Genomic DNA, 14,866 nt, shown 5'->3' with positions numbered 1-14,866 from the left:
TCATCGTCACGTCCGCAGCGCCTCGACCGCATCGAGCAGCTGGGCCACGCCCGCCGACCGGTCGGTCAGGTGCAGCCGCACCACCGGGCGCTTCCGCTCGGCCAGGGCCTGCCGGTCGCCGGCGGCCTGCGCCGCCTGCAACTCCCCGAAGGTGTACGGCCGGCCCGGCACCGGCAGGTCGTCGACGACCGCGCCGGTGAGCTGGAGGTAGCTGCCGACCTGCGGACCGCCCTTGTGGTACTGGCCGGTCGAGTGCAGGAACCGCGGCCCCCAACCGAAGGTGACCGGCCGCCCGGCGGCAGCGGCCAGCAGCGGCCGCAGCCGGGCCGCGTCGGCGTCGGCGAACCGGTCGAGGTACGCCATCACCGCGAGGTAGCCGTCGTCACCCGCCCCGTCGACCAGCTGACGCAGCACGCCGGCCAGGTCGCCCGGGGCGCCCTGCGGCGCGTACACCTCGATCGCGCCCTCGGTGAACGACGGCGTCTCCGCCGGCGGGCCGGAGGCGAGGATCCGGTTGGTGTTCTCCTTGGACTCGGTGACGTTGGGCTGGTTGAACGGGTCGATGCCGAGCACCACGCCGGCGATCGCGGTGGCGTACTCCCAGGCCAGGAACTGCGCGCCGAGCGGGCCGTTGACCGCCACGTCGGCGTCGACGCCGCCGCCGGGGACGGCGCCGGCGGGCAGCGCGCCGCCGTAGGTCACGGTGAGCACGTCGTCGCCGGCGGCGCCGGGGCTCTGCGGCGACTCGACGACGACCGGCAGGATGCCGACCCCGGCCTTGCCGGTGGACTCGGCGATCAACTGCTCGGCCCAGTCGCCGAGGCCCTCGATGCCGGTGCCGTCGGAGACCAGCGCGACCTTGTCCCGACCCATGGTGGCCGCCGCCCCGAGGGCCGCGCCGAGCGCCAGGCCCGGGTTGTCGCGGTCCCCGCCCAGCGACCGCGCCAGCGCGTCGGCCTCGTCGAGCAGTTCGGCCACCTCCACGCCGGCCAGCGCGGACGGGACCAGCCCGAACGCGGTCAGCGCGGAGTAGCGGCCGCCCACGTTCGGGTCGGCGAGCACGGTGAAGGCGCCCATCTCGGCGGCGGTGGCCTCCAGCGGCGAGCCCGGGTCGGTGACGACGACGAAGTGCCGGCCGGCCTCCGCCTCGGTCATCCCCGCGTCGAGGAACGCCTGCCAGTAGGCCCGGCGGTGGCTGTCGGTCTCGACCGTCGAGCCGGACTTGCTGGCCACCACGACCACGGTGCGCTCCAGCCGGTCGGCCAGCGCCGCCCGGACCTGTCCCGGGTCGGTGGTGTCGAGCACCGTCAGCCGCTTGCCGAGGGTGCGGGCGATGACCTCGGGGGCCAGCGACGAGCCGCCCATCCCGGCGAGCACCACGTGGTCCAGGTCGGCCAGCTCCGCCTTCAGCTCGGCGAGCTGGGGGAGCAGTTCCCGGCTGCGCAGGTGGGTGTCCACCCAGCCGAGGCGGATCTTCGCCTCGGCCTGCGCGTCCGGACCCCACAGGGTGGCGTCCTTCGCGGCCAGCTTGCCCGGCACGCCGGCGTTCACCAGCGCGTCCCGGGTGGAGGCGGGGGCCGACTTGTCGACCGTGTCGGCCCCGTGCACGGAGAGCCCGGCGGCGGCCTCGACCGCCCCGGCGAGCAGCTCGCTCACGCGTTGCCCCCTGCCTGCTGCGCGGCCTGCGCGTTGCCCTTCGCGGCGTCGCCCGGGTGGCCGGCGCCCCGGCCCGCGGCCGACAGCGACTTGCGGACGCCGTCGAGCAGTTCCTGCCAGCTCGTCTCGAACTTCTCCACGCCCTCGCGCTCCAGGGTCTCGATGACGTCGGCCATGTCGATGCCGACCGACTCCAGGTCCGCGAAGACCTTGCGGGCCTCGTCGTACGAGCCGGTGATGGTGTCGCCGCGGGTCTCGCCGTGGTCGGCGTACGCGTGCACGACCGGCTCCGGCATGGTGTTGACCGTGCCGGGGGCGATCAGCTCCTCGACGTAGATGACGTCCCGGTAGTCCGGGTTCTTGGTCGAGGTGGAGGCCCACAGCGGCCGCTGCGGGTGGGCGCCGGCGTCGGCGAGGGCCTGCCAGCGGTCGGAGGAGAACACCTCGCCGTAGCGCTCGTACGCCAGCTTGGCGTTGGCGACGGCGGCCTTGCCGCGCAGCGCCTTGGCCTCGTCGGAGCCGAGCTTCTCCAGCCGCTTGTCGACCTCGCTGTCGACGCGGGAGACGAAGAACGACGCGACCGACCCGATCTTCGACAGGTCGTGCCCGTTGGCCTTCGCCTGCTCCAGGCCGGCCAGGAACGCCTCCATCACCTGCGAGTAGCGGTCCAGCCCGAAGATCAGCGTGACGTTGACGCTGATCCCCTCCGCCAGGGTGGCGGTGATCGCCGGCAGGCCGGCCTCGGTGGCCGGGATCTTGATGAAGAGGTTCGGCCGGTCGACCAGCCACCACAGCGCCTTGGCCTCGGCGACGGTCCTGTCGGTCTCGTGGGCCAGCCGCGGGTCCACCTCGATGGAGACCCGGCCGTCGACCCCGGCGCTGCCCTCGTACGACGGGCGCATCACGTCGCACGCCCACCGCACGTCGTAGGTGGTGAGCATCCGCACGGCCTCCTCGACCTCCACCCCACGGGTGGCGAGGTCGCGCAGCTGCCAGTCGTACTCGTCGGCGTCGCTCAGTGCCTTGGCGAAGATGGTCGGGTTGGTGGTCACCCCGGCCACGTGCTTCTCCCGGCGGAGCTGGTCCAGCCCGCCGGAGGACAGCCGTACCCGGGAAAGGTCGTCGAGCCAGACCGCCACGCCTGCGGCGGTGAGTTCACTCAGCCTGTCCGTCATACCGTCCACGCTCCCCTCAGTTGCCGGTCGTGAAACCGGTGATGTCGCCCATCCGGGTCAGTGCCGCGTGCGCGGCGGCCACGATCCGGTCGGGCGTGAAGCCGAACTGCTCGAAGAGCACGGAGTGCGGGGCACTCGCGCCGTAGTGCTCCAGGCTGACGCTCTCGCCGCAGTCGCCGACGATGCCGTGCCAGGACATGCTGATGCCCGCCTCCACGCTCACCCGTGCCTTTACCCCGCGCGGCAGCACCGACTCCCGGTACGCCTCGTCCTGCGCGAAGAACCACTCCTGGCAGGGCATCGAGACGACCCGGGTCGGGGTGCCGTCGGCCTCCAGCCGGTCGCGGGCGGTCAGGCAGAGCTGCACCTCGGAGCCGGTGCCGATGAGGATCACCTGCGGCTTGCCGTTGGACGCCTCGGCCAGCACGTAGCCGCCCTTCGCCACGCCCTCGGCGCCGGCCAGGGTCGACCGGTCCAGCGTCGGCAGCGCCTGCCGGCTCAGCGCCAGCGCGGTCGGCCGGTCGGTGTGCTCCAGCGCCTGCCGCCAGGCCCAGGCCGTCTCGTTGGCGTCGGCCGGCCGGACCACGTCCAGGCCGGGGATGGCGCGCAGCGCGCTCAGGTGCTCGACCGGCTGGTGCGTCGGGCCGTCCTCGCCGAGGCCGATCGAGTCGTGCGTCCAGACGTAGACCACCGGCAGCTTCATCAGCGCGGCGAGCCGCACCGACGGGCGCATGTAGTCGCTGAACACGAGGAAGGTGCCGCCGTACGGGCGGGTGCCGCCGTGCAGCGCGATGCCGTTGAGGATCGCGCCCATGGCGTGCTCGCGGATGCCGAAGTGCAGCGTGCGGCCGTACTCGTGGCCCGGGAAGTCCTTGGTGGCGTGGACGGCGGGGACGAAGGACGGCTCGCCCTTCATGGTGGTGTTGTTGCTCTCCGCCAGGTCGGCCGAGCCGCCCCACAGCTCCGGCAGCACTCCGGCGAGCGCCTCCAGGACCTTGCCGGACGCGGCCCGGGTGGCGATGCCCTTGGCGTCGGCCGGGAACTCCGGCAGCGCCTCGGTCCAGCCGCTCGGCAGGATCCGCCCGGCCATCCGGTCGTAGAGCGCGTGGCGCTCCGGGTTGGCCTTCGCCCAGCCGTCGAACGCCGTCGTCCACTCCTGCTGGGCCCGGGCGCCACGCTCCATCACCTGACGGGCGTGCCCGAGCACCTCCTCGTCGACCTCGAAGGTCCGCGCCGGGTCGAAGCCGAGGAGCTGCTTGGTGGCGGCCACCTCGTCGCCGCCCAGCGCCGAACCGTGGATCTTGCCGGTGTTCTTCTTGTTGGGCGCGGGCCAGCCGATGATGGTGCGCAGCGCGATGAAGGAGGGGCGGCCGGTCTCGGCCTTCGCCGTCAGCAGCGCCCGGTGCAGGGCCTCGACGTCCTCGTGGTAGTCGCCCTGGTCGGCGTCGCCGGTGCGCCAGTCGACGGTCTGCACGTGCCAGCCGTACGCCTCGTAGCGGGCGGCTACGTCCTCGCTCTTGGCGATCCGGGTGTCGTCCTCGATCGAGATCTCGTTGTCGTCGTAGATCACCGTGAGGTTGCCGAGCTGCTGGTGCCCGGCGAGCGCGCTGGCCTCGTGGCTGATGCCCTCCTCGATGTCGCCGTCGGAGACGATGCACCAGATGTCGTGGTCGAAGACCGAGCGGCCGGGCTCGGCCTCCGGGTCGAACAGGCCGCGCTCGCGGCGGGCGGCCATCGCCATGCCGACCGCGTTGCCGAGGCCCTGCCCGAGCGGCCCGGTGGTGGTCTCCACGCCGGGGGTGTGACCGTGCTCGGGGTGGCCCGGGGTCAGCGAGCCCCACTGCCGCAGCGACTCCAGGTCCTGCAGGGCCAGCGGGTAGCCGGAGAGGAAGAGCTGGATGTAGAGGGTGAGGCTGGAGTGGCCCGCGGAGAGCACGAAGCGGTCCCGGCCGGGCCAGTTCGGGTCGGCCGGGTTGTGCCGCATGACCCGGTTGAAGAGCAGGTAGGCCGCGGGCGCGAGGCTCATCGCGGTGCCCGGGTGGCCGTTGCCGGATTTCTCCACGGCGTCCATGGCCAGCACGCGGACGGTGTCGACGGCCCGGCGGTCGAGGTCGGACCAGTTGAGTGCGGGGTGCTCGGGTCGGTTGGCAGCCACGATGGTTGTGCTCCTCGGCAGATGGGCGGAACCCTCAGTGATGACCCTATCGAGCGGTCCTAAACGTCCGCCCAGGGATCTCTGCATGCCGGTCTGTACTGGTCGGCGCCGGTCCGTGGCCCCGCCTCGACGGTGTGACGGCCCGCACCGTTGTCGGGTCGCCCGGGCAGCCAAAACGACGACGCGTAGTCTGTGGTGCGGCGTGTGGCCCCAGTCGGGTCCGGCCGGTCCGACCTCCCCTGCCGACGCCGGAAGGTGGCAATCCGTGAGCATGATCACCGAGCGCCCCGTCAGCAACTCTGCCGGGCAGCCGCCGGTGCGGACTGCGACGGAGACGTCGGCGGTGGCCCGCCGGGACGTCCGCGCGGTGGTCGCGGCCTACGTGACGCTGACCAAGCCGCGGATCGTGGAGCTGCTCCTCGTCACCACGGTGCCGGCGATGATGCTCGCGGACGGCGGCCTGCCGTCGCTCTGGCTGGTGGCCGTGGTGCTGGTCGGCGGCTCGCTCGCCGCCGGCGCGGCCAGCGTCATCAACTGCTACATCGACCGGGACATCGACCAGCTGATGCGGCGCACCAAGCGCCGCCCGCTGCCGGCGCACACCGTGTCGCCGCGCAACGCCCTGATCTTCGGGCTGGTGCTGGCGACGGTGTCGGTCGCGATGATGGCGGTGTTCACCAACCTGCTGGCCGCCGCGCTCACGCTGGCCGCGATCGTCTACTACGACGTCGTCTACACCCTCTGGCTCAAGCGCACCACGACGGCGAACACGTTCTGGGGCGGGGCCTGCGGGGCCGCGCCGGTGCTGATCGGCTGGGCGGCGGTGACCGGGACGCTCGCCCCGGCCGCGTGGGCGCTGTTCGCGGTGGTCTTCTTCTGGCAGATGCCGCACTTCTATCCGCTGGCCATGAAGTACAAGGACGACTACGCCCGGGCCGGCATCCCGATGCTGCCGGTGGTGGCCTCCACCCGGCGGGTGAACGCCGAGATCATCGGCTTTGCCTGGCTGACCGTGGCGTCCTCGCTGGCCGTGTGGCCGCTGGGGATGAGCCTGATCTACGGCGTGCCCGCCGTGGTGGTCGGCGCCATCTTCGTGGTGGAGGCGCACAAGCTCGCCCGGCGGGTGGCGCGGGGGCAGGCCGTCAAGCCCATGCGGCTGTTCCACTGGTCGACCACCTACCTGACCATCCTCTTCGCCGCCGTCGCCCTCGACGCGCTGATCTGACGGCCGCGCGACGCGCTGGTCGGACCGCTGTCGGCGTGCCGGCCCCGACGGCGCTCGACGTGCTCATACAACCGCCCTCGGCGCGCTGATCCGACCGCGCCGCGCGCACGAGCCGGCCGGGCCCGGCCTGACCTGCCCCGACCCGTCCCCTGTTCCCGGCCCGGCGGCCGCCGTGCGGCAAATCATCATCGTGTATGCCATGTCCGGTTTCTTGTTACATCGGCGACACCGTCGGCATCGGTCCGGAACCGCTTGGATGCCCCGGGCCGGCCTGGTTCGGGGCGGCGCTTTGGGATGACAAGTCCGTATACGACCGGGCATATCGCCTGTGGTTCTCCGTAAACCCGCAGGTAATTGGCATCACAAAAGGTTCATGGTTCTCGCCCGCCCGGGTGGAAGTCTGCTTACGCTTCCCGTCATGGCAGATGGTTCCGATACGACGCTGACGGCCGAACAGACCCCCGGGCAGGCCCCGCAGGGCCTGGTCGCCGGCATCAAGTCGTTCGCCGCCGGTCACGGTGGGGCGAAGGCGGTCATCGAGTACGTCGGCAAGCGTGGCGCGCGCATCGTCCTCGTGGGCGAGGACGGGGTGTGGGGCGACCAGTTCGCCGACGACACCGTCGTGGCGCGGCAGGCCTGCGCGAAGGCGGGAGTCACCGTCGAGAACGCCTGGGAGCGTGAACTGATGGACCAGATGCGTCCGAGCAACGACCTCTGGCGGTCGATGGCCCGGCGCACGATGGCCCGTTGACATAAATTGACCGATCACCACCAGTCGACCCGGGGGAAACCCCGGGTCGCTTTCGTCACCTGTGCCGAACTGCCCGACCTCGACCCGGACGACCGGCTGCTGCTCGACCCGCTGGCGCGTCGGGGCGTGAGCGCCGAGGCGCTGGACTGGGCCGACCCGACCGCCGACTGGCCGGCGTACGACCTGGCGGTGCTCCGCTCGCCGTGGGACTACGCGCTGCGGCGCGACGAGTTCGTCGCCTGGGCGTCGAGGGTCCCCGCCCTGGCCAACCCGGCCGACGTGGTGCGCTGGAACACCGACAAGCGGTACCTGGCCGAGCTGTCCGCGGCCGGGGTGCCCACCGTGCCGACGTCCTGGGTCGCGCCGGGGGAGGGCTGGCGACCGCCCGCCCGCGGCGAGTACGTCGTCAAGCCGGCCGTCAGCGCCGGCAGCCGGGACACCGGCCGCTACGACCTGGCCGATCCGCGACACCGGGAACTGGCCGTGGCGCACGTGCGGCGGCTGGCGGACGCGGGGCGGCTCGCCATGGTGCAGCCATACCTCGACGCGGTCGACGCGGCCGGTGAGACGGCGCTGCTCTTCCTGGCCGGGCCGGACGGCCCCACGTTCAGCCACGCGATCCGCAAGGGCCCGATGCTGACCGGCCCGGACGTCGGCGTCGACGGGCTGTACCGGCCCGAGGAGATCACCACCCGCACCGCCACCCCGGAGCAGCTGGCGGTGGCGGAGCGGGCCCTCGCGGCGGTGCCCGGCGGGCCGGGGCGGCTGCTCTACGCCCGGGTGGACCTGATCCCCGGCCCGGACGGCGCGCCGCTCCTGGTGGAGCTGGAGCTCACCGAGCCGTCGCTGTTCCTCGCCCACGCCGACGGCGCCGCCGACCGCCTGGCCGACGCGATCCTGGCCCGCCTGGACGCCCGCCGCTGACCGCTCAGGCCAGAACCGGGGCGGGCGTCTCGCTCGGCACGGGGGCCGGCCCCGGCGACGGCGCGACCGGCTGGCGCTCCCGGATCGACCACAGCGCCGCCAGAGTGGCCAGCCAGACCAGGCAGGAGCCCAGCATGTGCGCGCCGACCAGGAGGGCCGGGAGGTCGGTGAAGTACTGCACGAATCCGACCACGCCCTGACCCAGTTCGACCACGAGCAGCACCGCGGCGGCGCGGACGGCGCCGGGGGGCGCTCCCACCGCCCGTAGGGCGAGCCACAGCCCCACGCTCAGGCCGATGAGCAGGAACACCAGGTCGGCGTGGACCTGCGAGACCGTCTGCGGATCCAGCCCGTTGCGGACCGCGTCGGCGTCACCGGCGTGCGGACCGCTGCCGGTCACCGCCACCCCGAGGACGATCACCCCCGCGCTCGCCGCCACGGTCGTCCAGGCCAGTGCCCGGATCGGCCCCGGCACCAGGAGGACCTTCGGGGCGTCTGGCTCGTCGACGCGACGCCAGAGGGCGTACGCGGCGAGCAGCAGCACCATCGAGACCACGAAGTGGATGCCCACGATCGAGGGGTGTAGCTGTGTCCGCACCGTGATCCCGCCGATCACGGCCTGCGCGACGATGCCCAGCACGACGGCGATCGCGAGCAGCACCACGCTGCGCCGGCGGGGACGGTGCAGCAGGGCCGCCAGCAACGTCGCCCCGGCGATCAGCACCAGGACGAACGTGAGCAGCCGGTTGCCGAACTCGATCACCCCGTGCACACCCATCTCGGGGGTGGTGGTGTAGGACTCGTCGGTGCACCGGGGCCAGGTGGGGCAGCCGAGACCGGACGCGGTCAATCGGACGGCCCCGCCGGTGACGACGATCGCCACGTTCGCGACGATATTGGCGTACGCGAGACGGCGCAGCAGGGCGGTGGAGACCGGGAACCGGACGGATCGCTTCACGGCGCAAATCCTACGCACCGTAGTGGAGCCCGATCGGGTGACTCCGTCCGTGCGGTGGTTCGGATCACCGGGACCCGGGTTTGCGGGCTCCGGGCGAATTACGTAACGTTGGCGTTGTGAAAAACGTGGCGGCGCTCTCCGAGCACCAGCCGGCGGCCGCCCCGGCCGCCGGCCAGTCCGCGTCCGTCGCGGATCTCTCCACCCGTGACCGGGTCACCCAGCTGCTGCTGGAGCGGGGCGCGACCACCGCCGCGCAGCTCGGCTCGGCCCTCGGGCTCAGCCCGGCCGCGATCCGCCGGCACCTCGACGCGATGCTCGCCGACGGTGACGTGGTCGCCCGCGACCAGACCGTCCGGGGCCACCGCGGCCGGGGCCGGCCGGCGAAGGTGTTCGTGCTGACCGACGCGGCCCGGGTCCGCTGCGGCACCCACCACTACGACAACATGGCCACCGCCGCGCTGCGCTGGATCTCGCGCAACGGCGGCCCCGAGGCGGTCGAGGCGTTCGCCACCGACCAGGTCGCCGCGCTGGAGGCCCGCTGCCGGGCCGCCATGGAGGACGCCGGCGACGACCCGATCGCGCGGGCCGAGGCACTCGCCGGAGCGCTCACCGCCGAGGGCTACGCTGCGAACGCGTCCACGATCGCCTCCGGCGGCCAGCTCTGTCAGCACCACTGCCCGGTGGCGCACGTGGCCGCCGAGTTCCCCCAGCTGTGCGAGGCCGAGACCGCGGTGATCTCCCGCCTGGTCGGCACCCACGTGCAGCGCCTGGCCACCATCGCGCACGGCGACGGGGTGTGCACCACGCACATTCCCACCCAGCCGGGGCGTGCCCAGTCCGGTAAGACCGTCACCACTGTGAGGACAGATAGATGACCGAGCAGATCGTCCAGCCCCTGACCCAGGAAGAGCAGCTCGCCGCGCTGGGTCGCTACGAGTACGGCTGGGCCGACCCCGACGTCGCCGGGGCGGTCGCCCAGCGCGGCCTCGACGAGGCGGTGGTGCGGGACATCTCGGCCAAGAAGAACGAGCCGGCCTGGATGCTCGACCTGCGGCTGAAGGGCCTGCGGCTGTTCGGTCGCAAGCCGATGCCGGCCTGGGGCGCCGACCTCACCGGGATCGACTTCGACAACATCAAGTACTTCGTCCGGTCCACCGAGAAGCAGGCCACCAGCTGGGAGGACCTGCCCGAGGACATCAAGAACACCTACGACCGGCTGGGCATCCCCGAGGCGGAGAAGCAGCGGCTGGTCGCCGGCGTCGCGGCGCAGTACGAGTCCGAGGTCGTCTACCACAAGATCCGCGAGGACCTCGAGGAGCAGGGTGTCGTCTTCCTGGACACCGACACCGCGCTGCGCGAGCACGAGGACGTCTTCAAGGAGTACTTCGGCACGGTGATCCCGGTCGGCGACAACAAGTTCGCCGCGCTGAACACCTCCGTGTGGTCCGGCGGCTCGTTCATCTACGTGCCGAAGGGCGTGCACGTGGAGATCCCGCTGCAGGCCTACTTCCGGATCAACACGGAGAACATGGGCCAGTTCGAGCGGACGCTGATCATCGTTGACGAGGGCGCGTACGTGCACTACGTCGAGGGCTGCACCGCGCCGCTGTACTCCTCCGACTCGCTGCACAGCGCGGTCGTGGAGATCATCGTCAAGAAGAACGCCCGGTGCCGCTACACGACCATCCAGAACTGGTCGAACAACGTCTACAACCTGGTCACCAAGCGCGCCGTCTGCCACGAGGGCGCGACGATGGAGTGGGTCGACGGCAACATCGGCTCCAAGGTCACCATGAAGTACCCGGCGGTCTACATGACCGGCGAGCACGCCAAGGGCGAGGTGCTCTCGGTGGCCATGGCCGGCGAGGGGCAGCACCAGGACGCGGGCGCCAAGATGGTGCACGCCGCCCCGCACACCTCCTCGACGATCATCTCCAAGTCGATCGCCCGGGGCGGCGGCCGCACGTCGTACCGCGGCCTGGTCCAGGTGCTGGAGGGCTCGCACAGCAGCCGCAGCACGGTCAAGTGCGACGCGCTGCTGGTCGACACGATCTCCCGCTCGGACACCTACCCGTACGTCGACATCCGCGAGGACGACGTGTCGATGGGGCACGAGGCGACCGTCTCCAAGATCAGCGACGACCAGCTCTTCTACCTGATGAGCCGGGGCCTGAGCGAGGACGAGGCGATGGCGATGATCGTGCGTGGCTTCATCGAGCCGATCGCCAAGGAGCTCCCGATGGAGTACGCCCTGGAACTCAACCGCCTGATCGAGCTCCAGATGGAGGGCGCGGTCGGCTGACGCCAGCCGGCCCCTGCGGGAGCGCGCGAACGCCGTCCCGTCCGGCCGGGTCGCGCGAACACCGACCGACCCTCCGACCAATGACACCGTCGTCGCAGAACAGACCAAGGAAGAGATGACTACCCAGGCTTCCGCGCCGCCCAGCACCAAGTCGCAGGCGCTCCGCTCGTACGACGTCGCCGACTTCCCGGCCCTGACCGGCCTGGAGGAGGAGTGGCGCTTCACCCCGCTCAAGCGGCTGCGGGGGCTCACCGCCGGGGCGCAGGCCGCCACCGGCACGGTCCGCCACGAGTACGGCGGCCTGCCCGAGGGCGTCACCGTCGGGCCGATCAGCTCTGACGACCCGCGGGTGGGCAGCGTGCTCACCCCGGTCGACCGGGTCAGCGCGCTCGCCTACGGCGGTGCCGGGCAGGCGCTGCTGGTCCAGGTCGCCCGCGACGCGGTGGTGGCGGAGCCGGTGAGCCTGCGGGTGGTCGGCGAGGGCGCCGAGGGCGTGGCCTTCGGGCACACCTTCGTCGAGGTGGGCCGGTTCGCCGAGGTGACCCTGGTGCTGGAGCACGTCGGTTCGGCCACGCTGGCCGACAACGTCGAGGTGGCGGTGGCCGACGGGGCGAAGCTGACCCTGGTCACCGTCGCCGACTGGGCCGACGACGCCGTCCAGGCCCAGCACCTGAGGGTCCGGCTGGGCCGCGACGCCAAGGTGGTGCACGTCCAGGTCTCCCTCGGCGGCGACCTGGTCCGGCAGTACACCTCGGTGGAGTACACCGAGCGGGGCGGCGAGGCCGAGCTGTACGGCCTCTACTTCGCCGACTCGGGGCAGCACCTGGAGCACCGCCAGCTGGTTGACCACACCGTGCCGGACTGCCGCAGCTACGTCGGCTACCGGGGCGCCCTGCAGGGCGAGAGCGCGCGCACCGTCTGGGTGGGCGACGTGCTGATCCGCGCCGAGGCGACCGGCACCAACACGTACGAGATCAACCGGAACCTGCTGCTGACCGACGGCGCGCGGGCGGACTCCGTACCCAATCTGGAGATCGAGACCGGCGAGATCGCCGGCGCCGGGCACGCGAGCGCGACCGGCCGCTTCGACGACGAGCAGCTGTTCTACCTGATGGCCCGGGGCATCCCGGAGTCCGAGGCGCGGCGCCTGGTGGTCCGCGGCTTCTTCGCCGAGCTGATCAACAAGATCCCGGTCGAGTCGCTGCGCGAGCGCCTGGGGGACGCCATCGAGGCCCGGCTCACCAAGGCCGGCGCCTGATGATCCGCCTCTGCTCCACCGCGGACGTGCCGAAGGGCACCGTGGTCAGCGCGGATGTCGACGGCACCCCGATCGCGCTGGTGCACGGCGAGGACGGCGTCTTCTACGCCGCCTACGACGAGTGCTCGCACGCCGCGGTCGCCCTCTCCGAGGGGGAGGTCTCCGGCTGCACGCTGGAATGCTGGCTGCACGGATCCCGTTTCGACCTGAGGACCGGCGAGCCGACCGGGCTGCCCGCCACCGAACCCGTTCCCGTCTATCCCGTCGAAGTCCGAGACGGCGACATCTACGTCAGTCTCACGCCGAGCAATGGAGTGACCCGATAATGAGCACCCTGGAGATCCGCGACCTGAAGGTGTCGGTCAAGCTGCCCGAGGGTGAGCTCAAGCCGATCCTGGCCGGTGTCGACCTGACCGTCCGCTCGGGCGAGACCCACGCGATCATGGGCCCGAACGGCTCCGGCAAGTCCACCCTGGCCTACTCGATCGCCGGCCACCCCAAGTACGAGATCACCGGTGGCTCGGTGACCCTCGACGGCGAGGACGTGCTGGCCCTGTCCGTGGACGAGCGGGCCCGCGCCGGCCTCTTCCTGGCCATGCAGTACCCGGTCGAGGTCCCCGGCGTCTCGGTGGCGAACTTCCTGCGTACCGCCAAGACCGCCATCGACGGCGAGGCGCCGAAGCTGCGCACCTGGGGCGGCGAGCTGCGCGGGGCCATGGAGCGCCTCCAGATGGACCCGGCGTTCGCCCAGCGCAACGTCAACGAGGGCTTCTCCGGCGGCGAGAAGAAGCGGCACGAGATCGTGCAGCTGGAGCTGCTCAAGCCGAAGATCGCCATCCTCGACGAGACCGACTCCGGCCTCGACGTGGACGCGCTGCGCGTGGTCAGCGAGGGCGTGAACCGGGTCCGCGACACCGGCGACACCGGCATGCTGCTGATCACCCACTACACCCGGATCCTGCGCTACATCAAGCCGGACTTCGTGCACGTCTTCGTCGCCGGCCGGATCGTCGAGCAGGGCGGCCCCGAGCTGGCCGACAAGCTCGAGGAAGAGGGCTACGAGCGGTACGCCGCCGGGGCCGGCGCGGCGCGGGCCTGAGTCCTCTCTGAAGAAATGGGTGGGCCGGTCGACATGACTTCCATCGCGATCCCGTCGGGGATGCCGCAGTACGACGACGTGCCGCGTTACGACGTGGCGAAGGTGCGCGCCGACTTCCCAATCCTCGACCGGGAGGTCAACGGGCACCGGCTGGTCTACCTCGACAGCGCCAACACCTCGCACAAGCCGCGGCAGGTGCTCGACGTGCTCGGCGAGCACTACGCGATGCACAACGCCAACGTCTCCCGCTCGGTGCACACCCTGGGCACCGAGGCCACCGAGGCGTACGAGGGCGCGCGGGCGAAGATCGCCGCGTTCATCAACGCGCCGAGCGTGGACGAGGTGGTGTTCACCAAGAACTCCACCGAGGCGATCAACATCGTGGCGTACGCGTTCTCCAACGCCTCGCTGCGGCCCGACGCCGACCCGCGCTTCCGGCTCGGCCCCGGTGACGAGGTGGTCATCTCCGAGATGGAGCACCACTCGAACATCGTCCCGTGGCAGCTGCTCTGCGAACGCACCGGCGCGACCCTGCGCTGGTTCCCGGTCACCGACCAGGGGCGCCTGGACGAGTCGGGGCTGGCGGACCTGGTCACCGAGCGGACGAAGATCGTCTCGCTGGTGCACATGTCCAACATCCTCGGCACGGTCAACGCCACCTCGCGGATCACCGCGCGGGTCCGCGAGGTGGGCGCGCTGCTGCTGCTCGACTGCTCCCAGTCGGTGCCGCACATGCCGATGGACGTGGTCGACTACGACGCCGACTTCATCGTCTTCACGGGGCACAAGATGTGCGGCCCGACCGGCATCGGCGTGCTCTGGGGCCGCGCCGAGCTGCTGGCGGCGATGCCGCCGGTGCTGGGCGGCGGGTCGATGATCGAGACGGTCAGCATGGCCCGGTCGACGTTCGCCGCGCCGCCGGCCCGGTTCGAGGCGGGCACCCCGCCGATCGCCGAGGCGGTCGCGCTCGGCGCGGCCGTCGACTACCTCACCGGCATCGGGATGCGGGCCATCCAGTGGCACGAGAAGGAGCTGACGGCGTACGCGCTGGACGCCCTCGCCACGGTGCCCGACCTGCGGATCTTCGGGCCGGCCGTGCCGGTGGGCCGGGGCGGCACGATCTCGTTCGCCCTCGGCGACATCCACCCGCACGACGTCGGGCAGGTGCTCGACTCGCTCGGCGTGCAGGTGCGCGTCGGCCACCACTGCGCCAAGCCGGTGTGCACCCGGTACGGCGTGCCGGCCATGACGCGGGCCTCGTTCTACCTCTACACCACCACCGGGGAGATCGACGCCCTGGTGGCGGGCCTGGAGCAGGTGCGGAAGGTGTTCGAGTGAGCGGCGACGCAGGAGCCCGCGGATC

Annotated in this window: 13 protein-coding genes; 9 read left to right on the top strand and 4 right to left on the bottom strand. The window is 71.9% G+C overall.

The annotated features are described in order from the left end of the window. Positions 1-6 precede the first annotated feature (6 nt). Genes ACSNN9_RS05810 through tkt form a run of 3 tightly spaced genes read right to left on the bottom strand, consistent with a single transcriptional unit; the run spans position 7 to position 4,986 of the window. Positions 7-1,656 carry a glucose-6-phosphate isomerase gene (locus ACSNN9_RS05810; RefSeq protein ID WP_436671584.1) on the bottom strand — a complete coding sequence of 550 codons (1,650 nt, stop codon included), beginning with the start codon at positions 1,654-1,656 and terminating at the stop codon, positions 7-9. Beyond that, positions 1,653-2,831 carry a transaldolase gene (gene tal / locus ACSNN9_RS05805; RefSeq protein ID WP_436671582.1) on the bottom strand — a complete coding sequence of 393 codons (1,179 nt, stop codon included), beginning with the start codon at positions 2,829-2,831 and terminating at the stop codon, positions 1,653-1,655. The genes ACSNN9_RS05810 and tal overlap by 4 nt, the downstream gene beginning before the upstream one ends. Before the next feature lie 16 nt (positions 2,832-2,847). Next, positions 2,848-4,986 carry a transketolase gene (tkt, locus tag ACSNN9_RS05800; protein ID WP_436671581.1) on the bottom strand — a complete coding sequence of 713 codons (2,139 nt, stop codon included), beginning with the start codon at positions 4,984-4,986 and terminating at the stop codon, positions 2,848-2,850. Positions 4,987-5,251: 265 nt separating this feature from the next. On the opposite strand from tkt, the gene ACSNN9_RS05795 reads away from it, so the two are divergent. From ACSNN9_RS05795 to ACSNN9_RS05785, 3 genes are all read left to right on the top strand, one after another. Further along, a complete protein-coding gene (locus tag ACSNN9_RS05795) occupies positions 5,252-6,211 on the top strand; it encodes a heme o synthase (RefSeq protein ID WP_436671580.1) in 960 nt (319 codons plus the stop codon). A gap of 418 nt (positions 6,212-6,629) precedes the next feature. After that, entirely contained in the window at positions 6,630-6,962 is a 333-nt protein-coding gene (locus ACSNN9_RS05790; RefSeq protein WP_132240329.1) for a hypothetical protein, read from the top strand. Between the two features lie 6 nt (positions 6,963-6,968). Next, on the top strand, positions 6,969-7,886 hold the full coding sequence (locus tag ACSNN9_RS05785; RefSeq protein ID WP_436671578.1) for an ATP-grasp domain-containing protein: 918 nt from the start codon (positions 6,969-6,971) through the stop codon (positions 7,884-7,886). Positions 7,887-7,890: 4 nt separating this feature from the next. Here the strand turns inward: ACSNN9_RS05785 and ACSNN9_RS05780 are convergent, their stop codons facing one another. Next, positions 7,891-8,862: a COX15/CtaA family protein gene (locus ACSNN9_RS05780; RefSeq protein ID WP_436671576.1), complete on the bottom strand. Its 972-nt coding sequence runs from the start codon at positions 8,860-8,862 to the stop codon at positions 7,891-7,893. Between the two features lie 98 nt (positions 8,863-8,960). Between ACSNN9_RS05780 and ACSNN9_RS05775 the strand changes: the two genes are divergently transcribed. From ACSNN9_RS05775 to ACSNN9_RS05750, 6 genes are all read left to right on the top strand, one after another. Beyond that, the gene (locus tag ACSNN9_RS05775; protein ID WP_436671575.1) at positions 8,961-9,719 is read left to right on the top strand and encodes a helix-turn-helix transcriptional regulator; all 759 of its coding nucleotides are present in this window, start codon (positions 8,961-8,963) and stop codon (positions 9,717-9,719) included. After that, a complete protein-coding gene (sufB, locus tag ACSNN9_RS05770; protein ID WP_088999372.1) occupies positions 9,716-11,146 on the top strand; it encodes a Fe-S cluster assembly protein SufB in 1,431 nt (476 codons plus the stop codon). Before ACSNN9_RS05775 ends, sufB begins: the two co-directional genes overlap by 4 nt. A 115-nt stretch (positions 11,147-11,261) precedes the next feature. Further along, a complete protein-coding gene (sufD, locus tag ACSNN9_RS05765; protein WP_436671572.1) occupies positions 11,262-12,404 on the top strand; it encodes a Fe-S cluster assembly protein SufD in 1,143 nt (380 codons plus the stop codon). Beyond that, positions 12,404-12,730: a non-heme iron oxygenase ferredoxin subunit gene (locus ACSNN9_RS05760; protein ID WP_436671569.1), complete on the top strand. Its 327-nt coding sequence runs from the start codon at positions 12,404-12,406 to the stop codon at positions 12,728-12,730. The genes sufD and ACSNN9_RS05760 overlap by 1 nt, the downstream gene beginning before the upstream one ends. Then, entirely contained in the window at positions 12,730-13,503 is a 774-nt protein-coding gene (sufC, locus tag ACSNN9_RS05755; protein ID WP_436671568.1) for a Fe-S cluster assembly ATPase SufC, read from the top strand. The genes ACSNN9_RS05760 and sufC overlap by 1 nt, the downstream gene beginning before the upstream one ends. A gap of 33 nt (positions 13,504-13,536) precedes the next feature. Continuing rightward, entirely contained in the window at positions 13,537-14,841 is a 1,305-nt protein-coding gene (locus ACSNN9_RS05750; protein ID WP_436671567.1) for a cysteine desulfurase, read from the top strand. Positions 14,842-14,866 lie beyond the last annotated feature (25 nt).

Source organism: Micromonospora sp. URMC 107 (genome assembly GCF_051386315.1).
Taxonomy (GTDB): Bacteria; Actinomycetota; Actinomycetes; order Mycobacteriales; family Micromonosporaceae; genus Micromonospora.
The sequence above is the reverse complement of the archived record's forward strand: the minus strand, read 5'-3'. Positions and strand labels throughout refer to the sequence as shown.

What these genes read in the sequence shown, in the direction of transcription:
- tal (WP_436671582.1), bottom strand. Translation starts at nt 2,831, where the DNA reads ATGACGGACAGGCTGAGTGAACTCACCGCCGCAGGCGTGGCGGTCTGG.
- ACSNN9_RS05790 (WP_132240329.1), top strand. Translation starts at nt 6,630, where the DNA reads ATGGCAGATGGTTCCGATACGACGCTGACGGCCGAACAGACCCCCGGG.
- sufB (WP_088999372.1), top strand. Translation starts at nt 9,716, where the DNA reads ATGACCGAGCAGATCGTCCAGCCCCTGACCCAGGAAGAGCAGCTCGCC.
- sufD (WP_436671572.1), top strand. Translation starts at nt 11,262, where the DNA reads ATGACTACCCAGGCTTCCGCGCCGCCCAGCACCAAGTCGCAGGCGCTC.
- ACSNN9_RS05760 (WP_436671569.1), top strand. Translation starts at nt 12,404, where the DNA reads ATGATCCGCCTCTGCTCCACCGCGGACGTGCCGAAGGGCACCGTGGTC.
- sufC (WP_436671568.1), top strand. Translation starts at nt 12,730, where the DNA reads ATGAGCACCCTGGAGATCCGCGACCTGAAGGTGTCGGTCAAGCTGCCC.
- ACSNN9_RS05750 (WP_436671567.1), top strand. Translation starts at nt 13,537, where the DNA reads ATGACTTCCATCGCGATCCCGTCGGGGATGCCGCAGTACGACGACGTG.